The organism is Franzmannia pantelleriensis, assembly GCF_900102875.1.
In the GTDB taxonomy this organism is placed as follows: domain Bacteria; phylum Pseudomonadota; class Gammaproteobacteria; order Pseudomonadales; family Halomonadaceae; genus Franzmannia; species Franzmannia pantelleriensis.
The window spans coordinates 233,835-253,420 of sequence record NZ_FNGH01000005.1; the positions used below are offsets into that span (position 1 = coordinate 233,835).

A 19,586-nucleotide genomic window follows, 5' to 3' on the forward strand; every position below is an offset into this window, starting at 1 on the left:
ATGGCGATATCCAACACGCTTCGCGGCTGGGGTTTCGTCACCCCGGCCCTGTTCTGGACGCTGGCCTTCTTCGTCGCTCCCTTCGCCATTATGGTGGCGATGAGCCTGGCGACCCTGGAAGGCCGTGAGCTGATCTGGGGCCTCGACCTCGCCAACTACCGCCGGCTGTTCGGTCAGTCGTTCCTGTCCGGTGCCATTATCGTCTCGCTGCAGATCACCCTGACGGTGACGCTGATCTCGATCCTGCTGGCCTATCCGCTGGCCTGGATCATCGCCTTCCGGGTGCCGCCGCGCTGGCAGCGGCTGGTGCTGCTGCTGGCGATCCTGCCGTTCTGGACCTCCTATGTGGTGCGCTCCTACTCTTGGCTGCTGGTGCTGTCCCGCGAGGGCATCGTCAATAATGCCCTGATGTCGCTGGGGGTGATCGCCGAGCCGCTGCAGATGGCCAGCACACGTTTCGCCACCGTGACTGGCTTCGTGCACTTCTTCGTGATGCTGCTGACGCTGACGATTTTCGCCAATCTGGTCCAGCTGTCGCCCAACTATCGACGTGCGGCGACCGATCTCGGCGCCAGCGGCTGGCAGGCGTTTCGCCACGTGATTCTGCCGCTGACCCTGCCGGGCATCATGGTGGGCGCCTTCCTGACCTTCGTGCTGTGCATCGGTGACTACATCACGCCGCAGATTCTCGGCGGCAACAATGAACTGACGGTGCCCCAGGTGATCATGGTGCAGTTGGGGCGGCGCGGCGACTTCCCGCTGGCCGCGGCGCTGTCCATCGTGCTGATGGGGCTGGTGACACTCGCCTATTTGGCCAGCGCACGCTGGCTGCGACTGGACAGGGTGTGATCATGCGTAGACTGCAGTGGGGATATCTGTTGCTGGCCTTTGCCTTCATCTACCTGCCGGTGGCCTCGCTGGTGTTGTTCTCGTTCAAGGACGGCAGCCTGCCGCTACCGCCCTTCGAGGGGCCGACCCTGCGCTGGTATGGCGAGGTGCTCGGCGATCGACGGCTGATGGCGGCGCTTGGCCACTCGCTGATGGTGGCGGTGGGCTCGTCGCTGACCGCCTGCGTGCTGGGCTTTCTGGCCGCCTACGGTCTGGCGCGCCACGTGCTGCCGGGGTCGCTGTGGCTGCGCGGGCTGTTGATTGCACCGATGACGGTCAGCTACCTGATCGTCGGCCTGGGCCTGCTGATCGTCTTCAACCAGCTCGGCATCGGCCTGTCGCTGTGGGCGGCGGGCATCGGCCATGTGGTGATCAACCTGCCGCTGTGCTTTGCGATCATCTACGCCTCGATGGGCGCCCAGCAGCAGAATATCGAGCGCGCCGCCCGCGATCTCGGCGCCGGCGAGGCGCGGGTGATCACCCTGGTCACGGTGCCGATGCTGGCGCCGGCGATCCTGGCGGCATTCTTCCTGGCCATGACCCTGAGCTGGGATGAGTTCGTGATCGCCTTCCTGCTCACCCGCTTCGAGGTGACCCTGCCGGTGGAGATCTGGAGCCTGCTGCGCTCGGGGCTCTCGTCGAAGACCAATGCCATCGGCAGCATCGTGTTCCTTGGCTCGGCCGCCATCGTGCTGCTACTCGAACTGTTCATCTTCGGAAGACGCCGCCCATGACCGCACCCATTACCATCGCGTCGCTGTGCCACGATTTCCAGGACTTTCGCGCCCTGCACGATATCGACCTGGAGATCGCCGCGGGCGAGTACATCGTGCTGCTCGGCCCGTCGGGCTGCGGCAAGACCACGCTGCTGTCGATCCTCGGCGGCTTTATCGTGCCGACCCAGGGCGCGGTGAAGATCGGCGGTCGCGACATGACCGGCGTGGCGCCGGCCAAGCGACCCACCACCACCATGTTTCAGGACTATGCGCTGTTCCCGCATATGACCCTGCGCGACAACGTTGCCTTCGGGCTGCGCATGCGTGGCATGGCGCGGCGCGAGCGCCACGCCCGCGCCGAGCGGCTGCTCGAGCTCGTAGGGCTGCACGGCGATGCTGGCAAGCGCCCCCATGAGTTGTCCGGCGGTCAGCGCCAGCGGGTGGCGTTGGCACGCGCCCTGGCGGTAGAGCCGGACGTGCTGCTGCTGGATGAGCCGCTGGGAGCGCTGGACCTCAAGCTGCGCCGCACCATGCAGGATGAGCTCAAGAGTCTGCAGCGCGAGTTCGGTACCACCTTCATTCACGTCACCCACGATCAGGAGGAGGCGATGGCCATCGCCGACCGCATCGTGGTGATGAATCGCGGCCGTATCGAGGACGTGGGGCCGCCAACGCGGGTCTATCAGCGCCCCGCCAGCCTGTTCGCCGCCAACTTCATGGGCGAGACCAACCGCCTACCCGCCACGCGTGGTGAACACGGGCTGGAGACGCCGTTTGGCCACCTCGCGCCTCCGCAGGCGCTGATCGGCGACGGGCCCTTTACCGTCTGCCTGCGCCCGGAGCAGATTCGCAGCGGGACCGAGGGCTGGGCGCTGGGCAGTGCCCGCGTCGGCGACAGCGCCTTCTTCGGCACCCACTTCCGCTGCCACCTACACTGTGAAGATGAGGCCGCCACCACCCTGATTGCCCACCTGCCGCCAGAGGTGCAGCCGCAGCCCGGGGCCAGGCTGGCGCTGTCGGTGGATCCGGCTCAACTGAGTGTTTTCGCCGCCGAAGAGGTGTCGTCATGAGCCAGCGTGCCCGTCCCGAGGAGTGGTATGCCACGCAGACGGTGGGTGACGACGTCACGCACATCGAAGAGCCCTTTATCCAGGCCTTCTATCGCTGCAATATCTGGCACGTGCGCGGCCGCGATCGCGACATGCTGGTCGATAGCGGCATGGGCGTGGTGTCGCTGCGCGAGTGGGTGCCGCTGGTCACCGAACGGCCCTTGACCGCGGTGGCCAGCCATACCCATTTCGACCATATCGGCTGTCATCACGAGTTCGAGGACAGGGTGGTGCACCGCGCCGAGGCGGATATCCTCGCCAGCCCTGGGCGGCGCGCGACCCTGGCCGACCCCTATGTCAGCGAGGCGATCTTTGACCGGCTGCCGCCGCTGCCCTTTGCGGCCACCACCTACGCCGTCAAGGCGGCCCCCGCCACCCGACAGGTGGAGGACGGTGACGTCATAGATCTCGGCGACCGGGTCTTCGAGGTAATCCATACGCCGGGCCACTCCCCCGGCGGGATCGCCCTGTGGGAGGCGCGCAGCGGCATCCTGTTTACCGGCGATATCGTCTACGACGGGCCGCTGATCGAGGATACCTACCACGCCAACGCCGCCGACTACGAGCGCTCGATGCGGCGGTTGTACGATCTGCCACTGAGGGTGGTCCACGGCGGCCACTTCCCCAGCTACGGGCGTGAGCGGCACCGCCAGATTATCCATGCCTGGCTGGAAGGCAAAGAGGGCTGCCGCTGATATAGGCAGCCTCGATGCGATGAGGTCAGGGCTTGGCGGCTCACCGCCAAGCCCTGATGTCGTTGCGGCTTAGCCTGCCGCGGAGCGGCGGTGGCCCACCACGTTGAGCGCCTTGAGCAGGTTGAGTGCTTCGTTGAGCTGGTAGTCATCGCGCAGCCGTTCGCTACTGCTGGTACCAGGTTCGCGCGTCTCTTCCCGCGAGCGAAGGTGCCCCTCGAGGTCAGATTCACGCAGCTGGCGGCTGCTCTCGGTCACTTCCAGCCGTCCGCGCACTACTTCTACGTCGGGCACGATGCCCTGGGCCTGAATCGAGCGGCCGTTGGGGGTGTAGTAGAGCGCGGTGGTCAGCTTGAGGCCGTCGCCGTTGCCCAGCGGCATGACCTGCTGCACCGAGCCCTTGCCGAAGCTCTCGGTGCCCATCACCACGGCGCGGCGCTGATCCTGCAGGGCGCCGGCGACGATCTCCGCCGCCGAGGCGCTGCCGCCGTTGATCAGGACCACCAGCGGTACGTCCGGAGCGGCGGTGTCGCGGTTGGCGGAGAAGCTGAGCTCGCTGTCGGCCAGACGACCCTCGGTATAAACGATCAGGCCGCTGTCGAGGAAGGCGTCGGAGACTGCCACCGCGGCCTGGAGTACGCCGCCGGGGTTGTTGCGGAGGTCGAGCACCAGGCCGTCAAGGGGGGCGTCGGCCTCCATACGGGACAGCGCCTGGCGCACTTGATCACCGGTGCGGTTCTGGAACTGGCTGACCCGCAGGTAGCCGTAGCCGGGCTCGAGCAGTTCACTGCGCACGCTCTCGCTGCGAATCACCTCGCGGGTCAGGGTGATCTCGCGGGGGCTGTCCTCGCCGCGACGCTGGATGGTGATCTCGAGGTCGGTGCCGGGCTCGCCGCGCATCAGGTTGACCGCCTCCTGCAGCGACATGCGATCGGTGGACTGGCCCTCGACGCGCATGATCAGGTCGCGGGACTGCAGGCCGGCGCGAGACGCAGGAGTGTCGTCGATGGGGGTGATCACCGTCAGTTGGCCATCTTCCATGCCGACTTCGATGCCGATACCGCCAAACTCGCCCTGGGTCGATTCGCGCAGAGAGCGGAACTCGTCCTGGTCGAGGTAGGCCGAGTGCGGGTCGAGCTCGCTGAGCATCCCGCGCATGGCGTTGCGCAGCAGGGTGCTGTCGTCGACCTCGTCGACATAGGCGCGCTTGATGCGCTCGAAGATCTCGGCAAAGGTCTGAACATCCTCGACCGGCAGCTCATTGACCGGCGTGCTGTTGGCCGCCGTGGCGTGCAGGGGCATCGCCAGCAGCGCCAGCGAGGCGGCCAGGGCGATCAGGGGTTTGCAAGCAGTGTCGAGCATGATGACTCCGATCCGCAGGTAAGAGACGGCACCAGCGCACGCCGATGGAGATGCCCAGCATAGCCGCTGCGCCGTCGGTGAATCCATAGTGGCCTTATGACCACATTTCCTCAGCGTTGTGCGATCCAGCCTTGAGGATCGATCGGCTCGCCGTTACGCCGCACTTCGAAGTAGAGCGCGCTGCGGCCCTGGCCGCCGCTGTTGCCGACCGCACCCAGTACGTCACCCCGCGACACGGCGCTGCCGACCTCGGCGGAGAAGTGCTGCAGGTGGGCATGCAGGGTCATGACCTGATCGCCGTGGTCGACGATCAGCAGATTACCGAAGCCGCGCATCCAGTCGGCGAATACCACTCGGCCACTGTGCACGGCCGTGACCGGGGTGCCTTCGCCGGCCTGGATCAGCATGCCGTTGCGGCTGATGCCGTCACCGCGGCCGAAACTCGAGGTCACCGACCCCTGTACCGGCCAGGGCAGGTCGCCCTGAGTCTCGGCGATGGCGGTGGAAGGCGGCGGCTCCGAGAGTCGTGCCATCTCCTCGCGGACCTGCTGCAGCACTCGCTCGGCGTCGTCGCGGTCGCGATCGAGGCCGTCGAGGCGTTGCTGCTCGCTGGCGTAACGTGCATCCAGCGAGGCCACCAGCGCTTCGCGTTCCTGCATCTGCTCGGCCAGGTCGGCGCTGCGTTCGGCCAGCTCGTCGCCCAGTGCAGCCAGCTCGGCGTCGCGGGCATCCAGAGAGGCCTGGTTTTCGACCAGGCGCTCATCGAGGGCGGCGATGGCATCGAGGCGTTCGTTGCGCGCGCGGCTCAGGTGGTTGAGGTAGGTCTGCAGGCGGTCGAGGCGTGCCGGGTCATCCTGATTGAGCAGTAGCTTGAGCTGCGGGGTGTGACCCAGCCGATAGAGCGCCTCGAGCTGGGTGGCGAGGGCCTCGAGCTGGGCGTCGCGCTCGGCCTCCAACACGCCGCGCTGCCGCTCGAGTTCGTCGATCTCGTCGGCCACCTCGCGGCGCTCGGCCTGGAGGGTATCCAGGCGGCGGTGGGTGTCGGCCAGCGCGGTCTCCACCTCGCGTAGCGCACGGTCGGCGTCGTCGCGGTCCTCGCGGGTCGTTTCAAGGCGCCGCGACACCGCCTGGATCTCGCTACCAATGGCGTCCAGACGCTCCTCGGCGCGGCGCTCGCGGTCCTCGCTGGCATGGCCCGCTAGCGGCAGGCTGAGTAGCAGCCCGACGGCGAGGGCCGCCGGGCCGTACCGGAGGCTGCGACGCATGCTAGGCCTCATGCATCGTCGATCAGCACGCGGCCGGTCATCTCCTCGGGGACCGCTTCGCCCATCATCGCCAGCAGCGTTGGGGCCAGATCGCATAGGCTACCGTCGTCCTGCAGACGAACGGAGCGCGAGCCGACGTAGACCAGCGGCACCTCGAAAGTGGTATGGGCGGTATGCGGATTGCCGGTTTCGGGGTTGACCATCTGCTCGGCATTGCCGTGGTCGGCAGTGACCAGGCAGGCGCCACCGGCGCGCTGGATGGCGTCGACCACCCGGCCCAGGCACACATCTACTGTCTCGATGGCCTTGACCGCGGCGTCGAAGTCGCCAGTATGACCGACCATATCACCGTTGGCGTAGTTGCAGATGATCAGGTCATGGGCGCCGGACTCGATGGCGGCAACCAGTTTGTCGGTGACCTCATAGGCGCTCATCTCGGGCTTTTCGTCGTAGGTCTTCACGTCCCGTGGTGATGGCACCAGGATGCGGGTCTCGCCGGGGTATTCGGCCTCCTGGCCGCCGGAGAAGAAGAAGGTCACGTGGGGGTACTTCTCGGTCTCGGCGATGCGCAGCTGGGTCAGGCCGCGGTTGGCAACCACCTCGCCCAGGGTGTTGGTCAGCGCTACGGGCGGAAAGGCCGCCGGCGCCGGGATGTCGGCGGCGTACTGGGTCAGCATCACCAGGCCATCGCCGGCGAGCCGTGGCCGGGTGCGTCGTTCGAAGCCGTCGAAGCCGTCCTCGACGAAGGCGCGTGTCAGCTCGCGGGCGCGGTCGGCGCGGAAGTTCATGAAGATTGCCGCGTCGCCGTCTTCGATGACCACCGCCGCATTGTCGGGGCGCACGCTGGTGGCACTGACGAACTCGTCGGTCTCGTTGCGCTGATAGGCTTCGCGCAGTGCGACCTCGGCGCTCACCGCGTCGAATTCGCCAACGCCTTCGGTGATCAGGCGGTAGGCTTTCTCGACGCGATCCCAGCGATTGTCGCGGTCCATGGCGTAGTAGCGGCCGATCACCGAGGCGATAAAGCCATTATCGGCGCCGACCAGCTCGGAGAGCCGTTCGTTGACGCGCTCGATGGAGGCCAGGGCGCTCTTGGGCGGCATGTCGCGGCCGTCGAGGAAGGCGTGCACGTAGATGCGCTGGGCGCCGCGCCGTGCCGCCAGCTCGGCCATGGCGATGATATGGTCCTCGTGGCTGTGCACGCCACCCGGCGATAGCAGGCCGAGCAGGTGCACCGCGCGCCGGGACTCAACGGCGTCGTCGATGGGATGGGTCAGGGCGGCGTTATGGTCGAGGTCGCCGTCCTCGATGGCCTTGGTAATGCGGGTGAAGTCCTGGTAGACGATGCGCCCGGCGCCGAGGTTCATGTGGCCGACCTCGGAGTTGCCCATCTGGCCTTCGGGCAGGCCGACGTACTGGCCGTCGGTGTGGATCAGGCTGCTGGGGCAATCGCGCTGCAGGCGGTCCATCACCGGGGTATCGGCGGCGGCGACGGCGTTGGCCTCGAGGGCCTCGTTGTGGCCGTAGCCATCGAGGATGATCAGCGCCACGGGGCGCGGGGTGGCATCAGACATGCAATTGGCCTCATTGATAAGGTCGTGGCCCGGTGGCGATATGGCGTCCCGGGGTCGCGACTCACGGCTCCTTGGGGCATCATATCGCACAGCCGCGTCGGGCGTCAGCCTGGCGGCAGGGCTATTACGGGAAGCGGTCTCGCTCGGACTGATCCGTCGACAGGCCTGCGAGGAGGCGCTGTGAACCATCCATGGGCGCTACCGATGCCATCCATGGCATCGACACCTCCTCTTCGGCCTGCCCCCGGCGTCCTTCGCTTGGGTGTGCAACCGCGACCACCCCGAGCGGTGCTGCTAGCTGCTAAAGCCCTGGCGTCGGCGCCGCCCTGCACAGACGTTATCTTGCAGCTTGTGTATACTGGGCGCCGCTCGGCGCTACCGTTACCCAACAAGAGTTATCCGGACCCATGATCGACCAGCTCTTCGAATTCGTGCAGAACCACCCGCTGCTGGTGGGGGCGTTCCTGTTGGTGCTTACCGCCTGGATCGCCTATGAGGTGAGAGGCAGCAGCAAGAGCGGCGTCTCGGCCAGCGAGGCGACCCAGCTGATCAACCGCGAGGACGCCGTGGTGGTCGATATCCGTGAAGCCAATGACTTCAAGGCCGGGCACATTGCCGGGGCACGCAACATCCCCCAGAGCAAGCTCGACAACCGCATCAGCGAGTTGGAAAAGTCGAAGGACAAGCCGATCATCGTGGTCTGCAAGCACGGCCAGTCATCCGGTGCCGCCCAGGCCAAGCTGGAGAAGGCCGGCTTCGAACGCGCCTTCAAGCTCAAGGGTGGCATGACTCAGTGGCAGGCCGACGGCATGCCGGTGGTCAAGAAGTAACCAGCGCTACTCACTTTTCACACGCAACAGACGTCAAGGACCTATCTCATGGCGGAAGACAACAATCAGCCCGCAGCCAGCAACCCCCAGGGCGCTGCCGGCGAACAGGAAAAGCCCCAGCTGAAGTTCTCCCTGCAGCGCATTTACGTCAAGGACATCTCCTTCGAGTCGCCCAATGCGCCGGCGGTGTTTCAGCAGCCGTTCAAGCCCAAGGTCAGCCTCGATCTCAACACCTCGAGCAGCCAGATTGGCGATGATCTGTACGAAGTCGTGGTCAAGGTTACCGCTGAGGTCAAGCACAGCGAGACCGAGAACACCTCGTTCCTGGCCGAGATCGAGCAGGCCGGCCTGTTTCGTATCGCCGGCATCGAAGGGCAGCAACTCGAGCATACCCTGGGCGCCTTCTGCCCCAATATGCTGTTCCCTTATGCTCGTGAATGCATCGACAATCTGGTCAACCGCGGTGGCTTCCCGCCGCTGATGCTGGCGCCGGTCAACTTCGAAGCGATCTACGCCCAGAAGAAGAAGCGCGAGGCCCAACAGGCCAGCGAAACCACGCAGTAAGGGCCTATGCACCTGCTCGTGACCTGCGGAGCGCCTCGTTGAGCGGCCCGCGCATCCACGTCGCCGCCGACTTCAGTGTCGGCGGCGACGTCGTTCTGCCCGAGGGCGCGGCGCGCCACGTCGGCCGCGTGTTGCGCATGCGCCCCGGCGAGCGGCTGGCGCTGTTCGACGGGCGCGGCCAGGAAGCCGACGCGGTGCTGGTCGAAGCCGAACGCAAGCGGGTGGTAGCGCGCGTCGAGGCCGTTGCCCCCGGGCGCAGTGAGTCGCCACTGGTGGTCCATCTGGGCCAGGCGATCTCCAAGGGTGACCGCATGGACTACGCCATCCAGAAGGCCGTCGAGCTGGGGGTGGCCGCCATTACCCCGCTGTATACCGAGCACGGCGACGTGCGCCTCAAGGGCGAGCGCGAAGCCAAGAAGCTCGCCCACTGGCAGGCGGTGGCGGTCAGTGCCTGTGAGCAATGCGGCCGTGCCAGCGTGCCGCCGGTGCACCCGCCGCAGCCGCTCGGCGACTGGCTGGCGGCCCGTGATGAGGCGCTGCGCCTGGTGCTGCACCCGGCTACCGACGGCGCCTTCGAGAGCACCGAGGCCGCTGCTTCGGTCGCCCTGCTGATTGGCCCCGAAGGTGGCCTCTCCCCAGCCGAGGTCGATGCCGCCCGGCACGCCGGCTTCTCCCCCCTCACCCTCGGCCCGCGTATCCTGCGCACCGAGACCGCTCCGGTGGTGGCGCTGACGCTGCTGCAGTATCGGTTCGGGGATCTCGATCAGGAGTCTGAGCATGATCACTGATACCGCCAAGCGTCCCTCGCCGCTACCCCGCGTCGGCGAGGTGGCCTATCTGGAGGTGGTCACAGTCAACGCCACCGGGGCCTTTCTGGCCTGGGGCCAGCCCAAGGATCTGCTGCTGCCGTTCGGCGAGCAGCGCTTCCGCCCCGATGTGGGCAAGCGGGTGCTGGTGATGATCTATCAGGATCAGCAGGGCCGTCCGGTGGCCTCGCAGCGGCTCGATCGCTTCATCATCGACGCCGCCGAGGGGCTGGCGCCGGGAGATGAAGTGGCCCTGGTGGTCGAAGACCGGACCGACCTGGGCGTCAAGGCGGTGGTCAACCACCGCTACTGGGGCCTGCTCTATCACGACGACTTGCCCCGTGCACCGCGTCGCGGCCAGCGCCTGGTCGGCTACGTGAAGCGGGTACGCGACGACGGTCGCCTGGACCTGTCGCTGCTGCCGCCGGGCGAAGCCAAGCTAGACGTGGTAGGTGAGGCGGTGCTCAAGGCGCTGCGCGAAAGCGGTGGCTACCTGGCGCTGGCCGACAAGAGCCCGGCGCCGGAGATCAAGGCGCGCCTGGGGGTCAGCAAGAGTGCCTTCAAGCAGGCCATCGGGCGGCTCTACAAGCGCCGCTTGATCGTCATCGAGGAGGGCGGCATTCGCTTGGTGCCGAGCGCCCGCCGCGTGGAGTGACTGCCCCGGCTTGGTCTCGATAGAGGCGCTGGGTCATACTGCGTCCACTATCAGTTGACTGCATGGATACCCCTCGATGAGCAAGCGCGCACTCAGGGTTGGCGTGGTGATGGACTCCATTGCCGATATCGCCTTCAAGAAAGACACCACCATGGCGATGCTGTGGGCGATTCAGGACCGCGGTTGGTCGCTCGTCTACATGGAGCAGGAGGATCTGTTCCTGCAGGACGGCCGCGCCTATGCCCGGCAGTCCGAGCTTTACGTGCATCGCGACCCCCAGCACTGGTTCGATCTGGGCGCGCCAGCCGCGCGGCCGCTGGCCGAGCTCGACGTGATCCTGATGCGCAAGGATCCGCCGGTGGATGCCCACTTTCTCAATGCCGTGCACCTGCTCGGCTTCGCCGAGCGTGAGGGTGTGTTGGTGGTCAATCCGACCCGCGCGCTGCTGGAGTGCAACGAGAAACTCTTCGCCCAGCAGTTCCCGCAGTGCTGCACGCCGACCCTGGTATCGTGCAGCGAGCCGGTGCTGCGCGCCTTCCACGCTGAGCATGGCGACGTGATCTTCAAGCCGCTGGATGGCATGGGTGGTAGTGGCATCTTCCACGTCCAGTCCGAGGGCCGCAATCTCGGCGCCATCATCGAGACCCTCACCGAGCGCGGTCAGCGCCAGATCATGGCTCAGCGCTATATCCCTGAGATCCGTGACGGTGACACCCGCATCCTGCTGGTCGACGGCGAACCGGTCCCGTTCGGCCTGGCGCGGGTGCCGATGGCCGGCGAGACCCGCGGCAATCTGGCCGCCGGCGGCACCGGCGTCAGCCGCGAGCTGACCGCCCGCGATCACTGGCTGATCGAACAGGTTCAGCCGATGATCCGCGACAAGGGACTGCTGTTCGTTGGCCTCGACGTGATCGGTGACTACATCACCGAGATCAACGTCACCAGCCCGACCTGCGTGCGCGAGATCGACGACCAGCGCGGTACCGACATCGCCGGGCTGCTCATGGACGCCATCCTGCGGCGGCTAGGCTGAGGCGACCCTCGTGGCCAGCGTCGGCGATGCCATCGACTATGCTCCGGTCACCCGCGCCTATCGGCGTTGGCTGGCCTGGGCGCTGGCGATCGTGCTGCACCTGGCGGTCCTGGGGGGGGTGGCAAGCTGGACGCTGAGTCCCGAGGTGGTAGAACGCACAAGCATCGACGTGGTGCTGGTCAGCCAGCCGGACCGCGAGCCGGTGGACAGCGACAGCATCGCCGAGGCCGACCAGCAGGCACGCGGTGACACCCACGCCAGCGCGGCGGCGGCCAGCCTGGCTGCCGCCGACCAGGCGCTTACGGCCCCCGCCGTCGAGGCCGGCGAGTTGACGCCTGACCTTGCTGCCACGCCAGCGGCACCGCTGACGGCGGTGGTCAGCGCCAGCGAGGGAGCGTCGAGCCCGACCCGTGTCGATCCAGCGCTGGCGCAAGTGCCGGCCCTGGCCGATCCACGGCCCGAGGCTCATGCGGGCGCGCGTGATAGTCGCGATCTGCTTGGCCAGGCGGCGCTGAGCCAGCGCCAGCAAGGTGAGGCCGCCACGCTGGCCGCCGAGCAGGCGGGAGACGCTCGCCAGGCCGCCCGCGAGGCCGCCGAGGCGCGCTATATCGAGGCCTGGACGCGACGCATCGAGACCTACGGTAATCGCGACTATCCAGCGCCGCCGCATCTTGATGGCGAGCTGCGGATCCGCGTGGTGATCGGCCGTGATGGTCAGCTCCGCCAGTCAGAGGTGGTACAATCGTCGCCACATCCCGAACTCGATCGGGTGGCGTTGGCAACCGTGCGCGGCGCGGCTCCCTACCCGCCCTTCGACGACGCTCTGGGGGCGCTCGACAGTCTGTCGATTACCCGTGTCTGGCGCTTCGGGAAAGGCAATCATATCGGCGTGCAATGAGGGCAGGACCGCCCCGCGCCCGGGAGGCCCATGCAAAGCTTGAAACACCATTTTTTGCTGGCGATGCCTCATCTAGAGGACGCCAACTTCGCCGGTAGCCTGAGTTACCTGTGCGATCATGATGACAATGGCACCATGGGGGTGATCGTCAATCGCCCCCTCGACCTGACCCTCGATGCCCTGTTCGAGCAACTCGACCTGGGCGGCGATGACAGCCCGCACCGCGATGCGCCGGTCTATTACGGTGGGCCGGTGCACAAGGATCGCGGCTTCATCCTGCATCGCGGCACGGCCAGCGCCTGGGACTCCAGCATCCAGGTCGCCGAGGAGATCGCTCTGACCACGTCGATGGACATGCTCCAGGCGCTGGCCGACGGCCGCGGCCCTGAGCAGTTTCTGGTGTGTCTGGGGTGTGCCGGCTGGGAGGCCGGGCAGCTCGAGAACGAACTCAAGGAGAACGCCTGGCTGACCGTGGAGGGCAGCGCGCAGATTCTCTTCGATACACTGCCCGAGCAGCGCCTGCAGGCCGCTGCCGGTAGCCTGGGCGTGGATCTCAACCTGATGAGTCGCGAGGCGGGCCATTCATGACCCGGAGGCACGGCTGATGGGCAAGGCCGGTGAACGCCTGATCCTGGCCTTCGACTTCGGCACGCGACGGATCGGCGTGGCGGTGGGCAACGAGCTGCTGGCTAGTGCCCGCCAGCTCCAGCCGCTCAGCGCCCGCGACGGGATTCCCGACTGGTCGGTGATCACTCAGCTGGTCGACGAATGGCGGCCGGACCTGTTCGTGGTTGGCCTGCCGCTGACCCGCGACGGCGAGGAGCAGGAGATGAGCGTGCGTGCGCGCAAATTTGGCAAGCGGCTGTTCGGCCGCTACGGCATTCCCTGCGAAATGGCCGACGAGCGCGGCTCGACCCGAGAGGCCAAGGCCATTGCCCGTGAGGCGGGGCACCGTGGCAACTACCGTGACGATAGCGTCGACGGCATTGCCGCGGTGCTGATCCTGGAGGGCTGGTTTGCTCGCCAGGAGGGGTTGATACCCTAGGACTGTTTGCTAGCGGCGTTCTGCTGCGCGATGTCGTCGGCGGTGATGCAGGTGTACTTCTCGATGAAGAACGCCAGCGTTGCCGGGTGATTGAAACGCTCCTCGAACTGCTCGACCTCGCCACCGTGCTCGCGACGTACGCGTACGCTGTAGTGATTGCCTTCGCAGCCCACGGTCACGCTGGCTTTACGCTTGTCGGTGACGTTCTCGGCGCTCAGCGGCGACTGGCGCTTGAGCAGTGCCTCGAGGGTCTTGCCTCCCTCGACGTCGGCCTCGGAGGCCCACAGCGCCTGGTCGCGGTTGCCATAGTTGAACAGGATCACGACCAGCAGCGCCGAGAACACCGCGCTGATCAGCATCCAGGTGATGTCAGTCTTCGACAGCCCGGCAGTCAGCACCAGGATCAGCTGCAGGACCACGGCAATCGCCAGGATGCCCGCCAACGGCCGCCAGATGCGCGGATTCATGAAGCCGCGCCTCAGGGTATAGCCCCACAGGCCGACCACTGCCAGAGCGCCAATGCCAAGTTGCACGATCGACATGGCCGAGCCGCCGCCCATCAGCAGCGCCAAGGCGCCGATGGCGATCAGCAGGCTGTAGAAGGCTCCCAGTGAGAGGTAGGCGGTGTGCATGTTCATGGTCGCTGTGACTCCTTGACGGTACGCATGGTTGTTGTTGGTGAACGATGTCCGGCCGATATTCGCAGTCTCGCACATTCCACGCTATTCGGCAGCCTATCCCATTGGCTAGGACGTGGCGTCATCGACCCCGACCCGCTCGGGCACGAACCAACGCACCGGGCGCAGATCCTTCTCGATCAGGTCCTCGACCTGCAGCAGGGTGGCGAAGATTGCCATGCGCACCGGAATGCCGTTATCGGTCTGGCGGAAGATCGCCAGACGCGGGTCGCCGTTGAGATCGACGTCGAGGTCGTTGGCTTCGGCACGGCTGTCGCGGGGCAGCGGGTGCATGACGATGGTGTTGCGGCCGCAGCGCTTGTTCATGAAGTCGCGGTCGACGCTGAAGTCCCGCGACAGGCTGAAGCCCTCGCTCATCTCGGCAGTAAAGCGCTCCTTCTGGATGCGCGTGGTGTAGACCACATCCACGTCGGCATAGTTGTCGGCCAGGCTTTCGCGCTGCTCGACTCGATGTCCGCGGGATGCGACCAGGTCGATCAAGTGGCTTGGCATCTCCAGCCCCGGCGGTGCCACCAAGGTGATGCGCAAGGGGTCGTAGAGCGACAGCAGCTTGATCAGCGAGTGCACCGTGCGACCGTACTTGAGGTCGCCGGTCAGCAGCACATGGGCGCCAGCCAGCGGCTTGCCGAGGCGGGCGAACTCCTTGTCGATGGTATAGAAGTCGAGCAGCGCCTGGCTGGGGTGCTCACCGGGGCCGTCGCCGCCGTTGATCACCGGCACATGGGTGGCGGCGGCGAACTCGGCCACCGAGCCCTGATCGGGGTGGCGCATGACGATGGCATCGCAGTAGCCGCTCATCACCCGGCTGGTGTCGTAGAGCGACTCGCCCTTGGCCATCGATGAGAAGGTGAAACCGGTGGTGTCGCAGACGCTGCCGCCGAGCCGACAGAAGGCCGCGTGGAAGCTGACCCGGGTGCGGGTGCTGGCCTCGAAGAACAGATTGCCGAGCACGGCGCCTTCCAGTACCCGAGTGACCTGGCGGCGCTGGGCAATGGGTTCCATGCGCGCGGCGACCCGCAGCAGGTGATCGACGCGATCGCGTGACAGGGAATCGACGGACAGCAGGTGGGGACTCATCGCGGGCCTCGTAGTGCGGCGGAAAACTGGCGCTCAGTGTAACCGCGAACGCGCGGTACGGCACGGGCCCGCGGTGATCAATACTCCTCGGCGCTGGGCAGTCTGCCACCGAGTTGGGTGGTGATCTCACGGGCGGCACGGCTGACCAGGCCGCCGAGCTCGGCAAGCCGCGACTCGGGAATTCGCGCCACCGGACCGGAGACCGAGATGGCCCCCAACGGGCTGCCCTGTTCGTCGTGGATCGAGGCGGCTACGCAGTGCAGGCCTACGGCATGCTCCTCGCGGTCGCAGGCGTAGCCCTGGCGACGAATCTCGGCCATGCCCTGGCGCAGCCGGGCCGGGGTATCGATGGTGTTGTCGGTGACCTTGGGCAGCCCGCGGGCCTGCAGGATGCGTTCGACCTCCTTTTCCGGGAGCCAGGCAAGCAGCGCCTTGCCGACCCCCGAGGCGTGCATCGGCGCCCGTGAACCGAGGCGCGTGATCATGCGCATCATCTGCGGCGACTCGCTCTGAGCCAGGAACACCGCCATGCCGTCGTCGCGGATGCCCAGATTAGCCGACTCGCCGCTCTCGTCAGTCAGCCGACGCAGATAGGGCCGGGCAGTGGCGACGAAATCGCGCGACTCGAGGAAGGTGTTGCCGATCTGGAAGGTCTTGACGCCGATCTTCCACAGCCCCAGCTCGGCATCCTGAGTGATGAAGCCCTGCTTGTGCAGCGCCTGCAGTAGCCGGTGCGTGGTCGAGGGCGCCAGGCCGACGATCTGAGCGATATCGGACAGCGCCAGGCCGACCGGCGCTGCGGCCAGCCCCTCGAGGATGTTCAGCCCACGCACCAACGACTGGCTGTGCCCGCCGCTGCTCTTGCCCGACCCGGCCGGTCGGCCTACCGCCTTGCGTTTGGTCTCGCTCACGCCTTGCTCTCCGTCCCCGTGCATCAGTGATCACTGCGCACAGGATACACGCTCGGCGTTGGACTGTCGTGCTGACGGAAATCGATTCCATTCTGCCTGCTGGTGCTAGCCGACACGACCTTCCAGGCGTAGCAGAGCAATGCGATTGATCTGCTCGACGGCGGTACGACGCTCCTCGTCGAGGTCGTTGTCGAGGCGGGTCTCGAAGGCGGCGAGAATGTCATGACGGTCGTTACCCTTCACCGCCATCACGAACGGAAAGCCGAACTTGGTCTTGTAGGCGTCATTGAGACGCTCGAAGCGTGCCAGCTCCTCGGGGCTGCACTGGTCGAGCCCGGCACCGGCTTGCTCACGGGTCGAGTCGTCGGTCAGTTCGCCGGCCAGCGCCGCCTTGCCGGCCAGGTCGGGGTGGGCGCGGATGACCTCGAGCTGACGCTCGGCGCTGGCGCTGCGTAGCACCTCGCCCATCGCCGCGGCGAGGCCGGCGGGGCTGTCCTGATCGCTGCCGAGACCGGCATCCCAGGCCAGTTCGGCGATCCATGGGGAATGCTCGTAGATATCACCGAAGCTTGCCACGAAGGCGCTACGGTCGAGCTGACTGGGGCGTGGGGTCAGTTGGGTAGTACTCATCCTGGCGGCCTCCTTGGGCGTGCTCGTCGAGGGGAGAAAGAAAGCAATACACTTACTGTATACAAAAAAACTTTGAAATGTACTCTCTTTAGAGCTAAAACTGTCTTCATAGGATAGGCAGTAGCGACCTCACCAACAATAGGAGATCCCCATGGGACGTTTGACGACGCACGTACTCGATACCTCGCTAGGCCGCCCCGGACACGGTATCCGTATCGAGGTATTCCGCCTCGAGGGCGAGCAGCGCACCCGCCTCGGCGAAGTAGTGACCAACGACGATGGCCGCTGCGACGCGCCGATCCTCGAGGGTGATGCTTTCACCGTTGGCGAATATGAACTGCTGTTCCACGCCGGAGAGTACCTGACCCGTCAGGGGGTTGCCGGTCGTGAGCCGCGCTTCCTCGATCGTATCCCGCTGCGCTTTGGCGTCGCCGATGCCAGCGAGCACTACCACGTGCCGCTGCTGTTGTCGCCGTATAGCTATTCGAGCTACCGAGGCAGCTGAGCGGGGCCCCTGACCGAGAGACGACACAATAACCACAGCGAGAGCTAGCGTATGCAATCCTTTCTCCTGGAGTTCGCCAACCTGCTGCTGCGATGGCTGCACGTCATCGCCGCCATTGCCTGGATCGGCGAATCGATCTACTTCGTGATGCTGGACAACGGCCTTAAGAAGCCCAAGGCCGCCGAGGATCGCGACAAGGGCGTGTTCGGTGAGATGTGGGCGGTCCACGGCGGCGGCTTCTATCACAACCAGAAGTACGCCACGGCACCCGCCAAGCTGCCCGATGACCTGCACTGGTCGTTTTGGAAGTCCTACACCACCTGGCTGTCGGGCTTTGCGCTGTTCGTGCTGCTGTACATGGCCAACCCCAGTTTCTACCTGGTCAATCCGAGCAGCAACTGGGAGTGGGCCGCCAACCTCAGCGGCGCAGAAGCCAATATCCTGGCACTGGCCTTCCTGTTCGGCGGTTGGGTGGTCTACAACGAGCTGTGCAAGCGCATCAGTCCCAACATGGAACGCGATGGGCTACTGAGTCTCGCCGTGGCGGTGATGATGGTGGTCGTGGCCTACCTCAGCGTGCAGATGTTCTCGGGACGTGCCGCCTTCCTGCTCACCGGCGCGGTGATGGCGACGGCGATGTCGGCCAACGTGTTCTTCTGGATCATTCCCGGCCAGCGGCGCATGGTGGCGGCGATGAAGGCCGGCGAGACGCCTAATCCACTGGATGGCAAGCGCGGCAAGCAGCGTTCGGTGCACAACACCTACTTCACCCTGCCGGTGGTGCTGTTGATGATCAGCAACCACTACTCGTTCGCCTACAACCACGACCATGCCTGGGTGATCATGTCGCTGTTCATCTTCGCCGGGGCGCTGATCCGCCAGTTCTTCGTGCTGATGCACTCGGGCAAGATCCAGCCGGCCTACCCGGCGGCGGGCACTGCCCTGATCGCCGTGGCGCTATGGGTGGCGATGCCGGCTGGTTCAGGCGCGCCGGCCGTCGAGGGCGAAGCGGGCACGGCGATGGCCGAGGTCACCACCATCATCGAGGACCGTTGCGTGCAGTGTCATGCCCAGAGCCCCAGCCATGCCAGTTTCTCCTCGGCGCCGGCCGGTGTCGCCTACGACACCGAGGATCAGATTCGCCGTCAGATGAGTCAGATCAAGCAGGTGGTCGCGAGCGGCTACATGCCGCTCGGCAACATGACCAACATGACCGACGAGGAGCGTGAGGCCATTGCTGCCTGGCGTGAGTAACGGCTGATCCCCAGGCATTCGCCTGCCGTCTCTGCGGCCCGCCAACTCGGCGGGCCGCAGTCGTATCGGCTGTGGCAATGTGTATACAATGGCCGATATGGCAAGCGTGCAGTAGCGCCGGGAGCGAGCGCCTGCCACGCCGAGGATGAGGAGAGAGGCCGACCATGACAGAGCGACAACCCGCTTCCACGGCAATGTCCAGCGAGGCCCAGCCGCGCAAGCGCCTGGGCAAGAACGGCGATGGCGCCAAACGGCACGATGCCATCTATCGGGCGATCAGCGATGCGATCATCGAGCACCGCTTGAAGCCCGGTGCGCGACTTCGCGAGGACGCCCTTTCCGAGGTGTTCGGGGTCAGCCGCACCGGCATCCGCAAGATCCTGCAGCGCCTGGCGCTGGAGCAGCTAGTGACCCTGACGCCGCGGCGCGGGGCCAGCGTGACACGGCCCACTGCGGACGAAGCCAAGGATGTCTTCGATGCCCGCCAGATGGTCGAGTGCGGCCTGATGCCGGCGACGGCACGCAACATGACGCCTGACAATGCCAGCGCGCTGCGGGATATGGCGCACCGCGAGCGTGAGGCGCTGCGCGCCGGCGAGCAGAGCACCGCGATCAAGCTCTCGGCGGCCTTCCATGAACGCCTGGCCCAGCTCTCCGGCAATGCCACCCTGGCCGACTTTGTCGCCAGGCTGTGTTCGCGCTCGTCGCTGATCCTTGCGGTCTATGGCAACCCTGGCCACCTGGGCTGCGAGTCCCACGACCATGACGAGCTGATCCGCTTTCTCGAGGCGGGTGACGGCGAGCGCGCTGCGGCCTTCATGGGCCGTCACCTCAAGGCCATCGAGGCCTCGCTGTCGATCGTCGAGGAAGAAGAAGAGGTACCCGATCTGGAGCAGATCTTCAGCGGTTGATGCCACATTGCCGCCTCCTCCCTTGCCCTGCGACGGTGCCCTGATCGGGTACTAGCGCCACGCCTTGGTGCATCGGGTGGGGGAAAATCGCCCTATCGACTCCGTCGCCTCTGCCAGCGCAGCGACGGACAGTCGCTTCCTTCGTATCTCGACAGACGCAGCC

At 66.1% G+C, this 19,586-nt stretch carries 22 protein-coding genes; 15 read left to right on the forward strand and 7 right to left on the reverse strand.

The annotated features are described in order from the left end of the window. Genes BLT16_RS08260 through BLT16_RS08275 form a run of 4 tightly spaced genes read left to right on the forward strand, consistent with a single transcriptional unit; the run spans position 1 to position 3,408 of the window. Positions 1–849, forward strand: coding sequence for an ABC transporter permease (locus BLT16_RS08260; RefSeq protein ID WP_089658050.1), 849 nt, complete (start codon positions 1–3; stop codon positions 847–849). Between the two features lie 2 nt (positions 850–851). Continuing rightward, complete coding sequence (locus tag BLT16_RS08265; RefSeq protein ID WP_089658051.1) at positions 852–1,622, forward strand: ABC transporter permease; 771 nt, start codon at positions 852–854, stop codon at positions 1,620–1,622. Beyond that, positions 1,619–2,674, forward strand: coding sequence for an ABC transporter ATP-binding protein (locus BLT16_RS08270; protein ID WP_089658052.1), 1,056 nt, complete (start codon positions 1,619–1,621; stop codon positions 2,672–2,674). The genes BLT16_RS08265 and BLT16_RS08270 overlap by 4 nt, the downstream gene beginning before the upstream one ends. Next, positions 2,671–3,408, forward strand: a complete 738-nt coding sequence (locus tag BLT16_RS08275; RefSeq protein ID WP_089658053.1) for an MBL fold metallo-hydrolase — start codon at positions 2,671–2,673, stop codon at positions 3,406–3,408. Before BLT16_RS08270 ends, BLT16_RS08275 begins: the two co-directional genes overlap by 4 nt. 69 nt (positions 3,409–3,477) lie before the next feature. Here the strand turns inward: BLT16_RS08275 and BLT16_RS08280 are convergent, their stop codons facing one another. The 3 genes from BLT16_RS08280 to gpmI all read right to left on the reverse strand — a co-directional run bounded on the left by BLT16_RS08280 (position 3,478) and on the right by gpmI (position 7,606). Then, entirely contained in the window at positions 3,478–4,767 is a 1,290-nt protein-coding gene (locus BLT16_RS08280; protein ID WP_089658054.1) for a S41 family peptidase, read from the reverse strand. 110 nt (positions 4,768–4,877) lie between these two features. Continuing rightward, entirely contained in the window at positions 4,878–6,032 is a 1,155-nt protein-coding gene (locus BLT16_RS08285; protein WP_245701531.1) for a murein hydrolase activator EnvC family protein, read from the reverse strand. 8 nt (positions 6,033–6,040) lie between these two features. Further along, positions 6,041–7,606, reverse strand: a complete 1,566-nt coding sequence (gene gpmI, locus BLT16_RS08290; protein WP_089658056.1) for a 2,3-bisphosphoglycerate-independent phosphoglycerate mutase — start codon at positions 7,604–7,606, stop codon at positions 6,041–6,043. Between the two features lie 407 nt (positions 7,607–8,013). On the opposite strand from gpmI, the gene BLT16_RS08295 reads away from it, so the two are divergent. The 8 genes from BLT16_RS08295 (at position 8,014) to ruvX (ending at position 13,437) form a co-directional block, all read left to right on the forward strand. Then, positions 8,014–8,436 carry a rhodanese-like domain-containing protein gene (locus tag BLT16_RS08295; RefSeq protein ID WP_089658057.1) on the forward strand — a complete coding sequence of 141 codons (423 nt, stop codon included), beginning with the start codon at positions 8,014–8,016 and terminating at the stop codon, positions 8,434–8,436. A 48-nt stretch (positions 8,437–8,484) separates the two neighbouring features. Beyond that, positions 8,485–9,000 carry a protein-export chaperone SecB gene (gene secB, locus BLT16_RS08300; protein WP_089658058.1) on the forward strand — a complete coding sequence of 172 codons (516 nt, stop codon included), beginning with the start codon at positions 8,485–8,487 and terminating at the stop codon, positions 8,998–9,000. Between the two features lie 38 nt (positions 9,001–9,038). Next, positions 9,039–9,788, forward strand: a complete 750-nt coding sequence (locus BLT16_RS08305; protein WP_089658059.1) for a 16S rRNA (uracil(1498)-N(3))-methyltransferase — start codon at positions 9,039–9,041, stop codon at positions 9,786–9,788. Further along, complete coding sequence (locus BLT16_RS08310) at positions 9,778–10,461, forward strand: CvfB family protein (protein WP_089658060.1); 684 nt, start codon at positions 9,778–9,780, stop codon at positions 10,459–10,461. The genes BLT16_RS08305 and BLT16_RS08310 overlap by 11 nt, the downstream gene beginning before the upstream one ends. A gap of 76 nt (positions 10,462–10,537) precedes the next feature. Then, on the forward strand, positions 10,538–11,494 hold the full coding sequence (gene gshB, locus BLT16_RS08315; RefSeq protein WP_089658061.1) for a glutathione synthase: 957 nt from the start codon (positions 10,538–10,540) through the stop codon (positions 11,492–11,494). Between the two features lie 10 nt (positions 11,495–11,504). Continuing rightward, the gene (locus BLT16_RS08320; protein WP_089658062.1) at positions 11,505–12,392 is read left to right on the forward strand and encodes a cell envelope integrity TolA family protein; all 888 of its coding nucleotides are present in this window, start codon (positions 11,505–11,507) and stop codon (positions 12,390–12,392) included. 30 nt (positions 12,393–12,422) lie between these two features. Continuing rightward, a complete protein-coding gene (locus BLT16_RS08325) occupies positions 12,423–12,980 on the forward strand; it encodes a YqgE/AlgH family protein (RefSeq protein WP_089658063.1) in 558 nt (185 codons plus the stop codon). A gap of 16 nt (positions 12,981–12,996) precedes the next feature. Next, positions 12,997–13,437: a Holliday junction resolvase RuvX gene (gene ruvX, locus BLT16_RS08330; protein ID WP_089658064.1), complete on the forward strand. Its 441-nt coding sequence runs from the start codon at positions 12,997–12,999 to the stop codon at positions 13,435–13,437. On the opposite strand, the gene BLT16_RS08335 is transcribed toward ruvX, so the two are convergent. From BLT16_RS08335 to uraD, 4 genes are all read right to left on the reverse strand, one after another. Then, positions 13,434–14,075, reverse strand: coding sequence for a hypothetical protein (locus BLT16_RS08335; RefSeq protein WP_089658065.1), 642 nt, complete (start codon positions 14,073–14,075; stop codon positions 13,434–13,436). The genes ruvX and BLT16_RS08335 overlap by 4 nt on opposite strands. A gap of 108 nt (positions 14,076–14,183) precedes the next feature. Further along, positions 14,184–15,212 carry an aspartate carbamoyltransferase gene (gene pyrB / locus BLT16_RS08340; RefSeq protein ID WP_089658066.1) on the reverse strand — a complete coding sequence of 343 codons (1,029 nt, stop codon included), beginning with the start codon at positions 15,210–15,212 and terminating at the stop codon, positions 14,184–14,186. A gap of 77 nt (positions 15,213–15,289) precedes the next feature. Then, the gene (locus BLT16_RS08345) at positions 15,290–16,123 is read right to left on the reverse strand and encodes an IclR family transcriptional regulator (protein WP_089658067.1); all 834 of its coding nucleotides are present in this window, start codon (positions 16,121–16,123) and stop codon (positions 15,290–15,292) included. A gap of 105 nt (positions 16,124–16,228) precedes the next feature. Next, a complete protein-coding gene (uraD, locus tag BLT16_RS08350) occupies positions 16,229–16,753 on the reverse strand; it encodes a 2-oxo-4-hydroxy-4-carboxy-5-ureidoimidazoline decarboxylase (protein ID WP_089658068.1) in 525 nt (174 codons plus the stop codon). Between the two features lie 151 nt (positions 16,754–16,904). Here uraD and uraH point away from each other — a divergent pair, with 151 nt between their 5' ends. The 3 genes from uraH (at position 16,905) to BLT16_RS08365 (ending at position 19,423) form a co-directional block, all read left to right on the forward strand. Beyond that, positions 16,905–17,258 (forward strand): hydroxyisourate hydrolase, encoded by a 354-nt coding sequence (uraH, locus tag BLT16_RS08355; RefSeq protein ID WP_089658069.1) that lies wholly within the window; start codon positions 16,905–16,907, stop codon positions 17,256–17,258. A gap of 51 nt (positions 17,259–17,309) precedes the next feature. Further along, a complete protein-coding gene (locus BLT16_RS08360; RefSeq protein ID WP_089658070.1) occupies positions 17,310–18,512 on the forward strand; it encodes a urate hydroxylase PuuD in 1,203 nt (400 codons plus the stop codon). A 194-nt stretch (positions 18,513–18,706) separates the two neighbouring features. Continuing rightward, complete coding sequence (locus BLT16_RS08365) at positions 18,707–19,423, forward strand: GntR family transcriptional regulator (protein ID WP_089658071.1); 717 nt, start codon at positions 18,707–18,709, stop codon at positions 19,421–19,423. Positions 19,424–19,586: the final 163 nt, after the last annotated feature.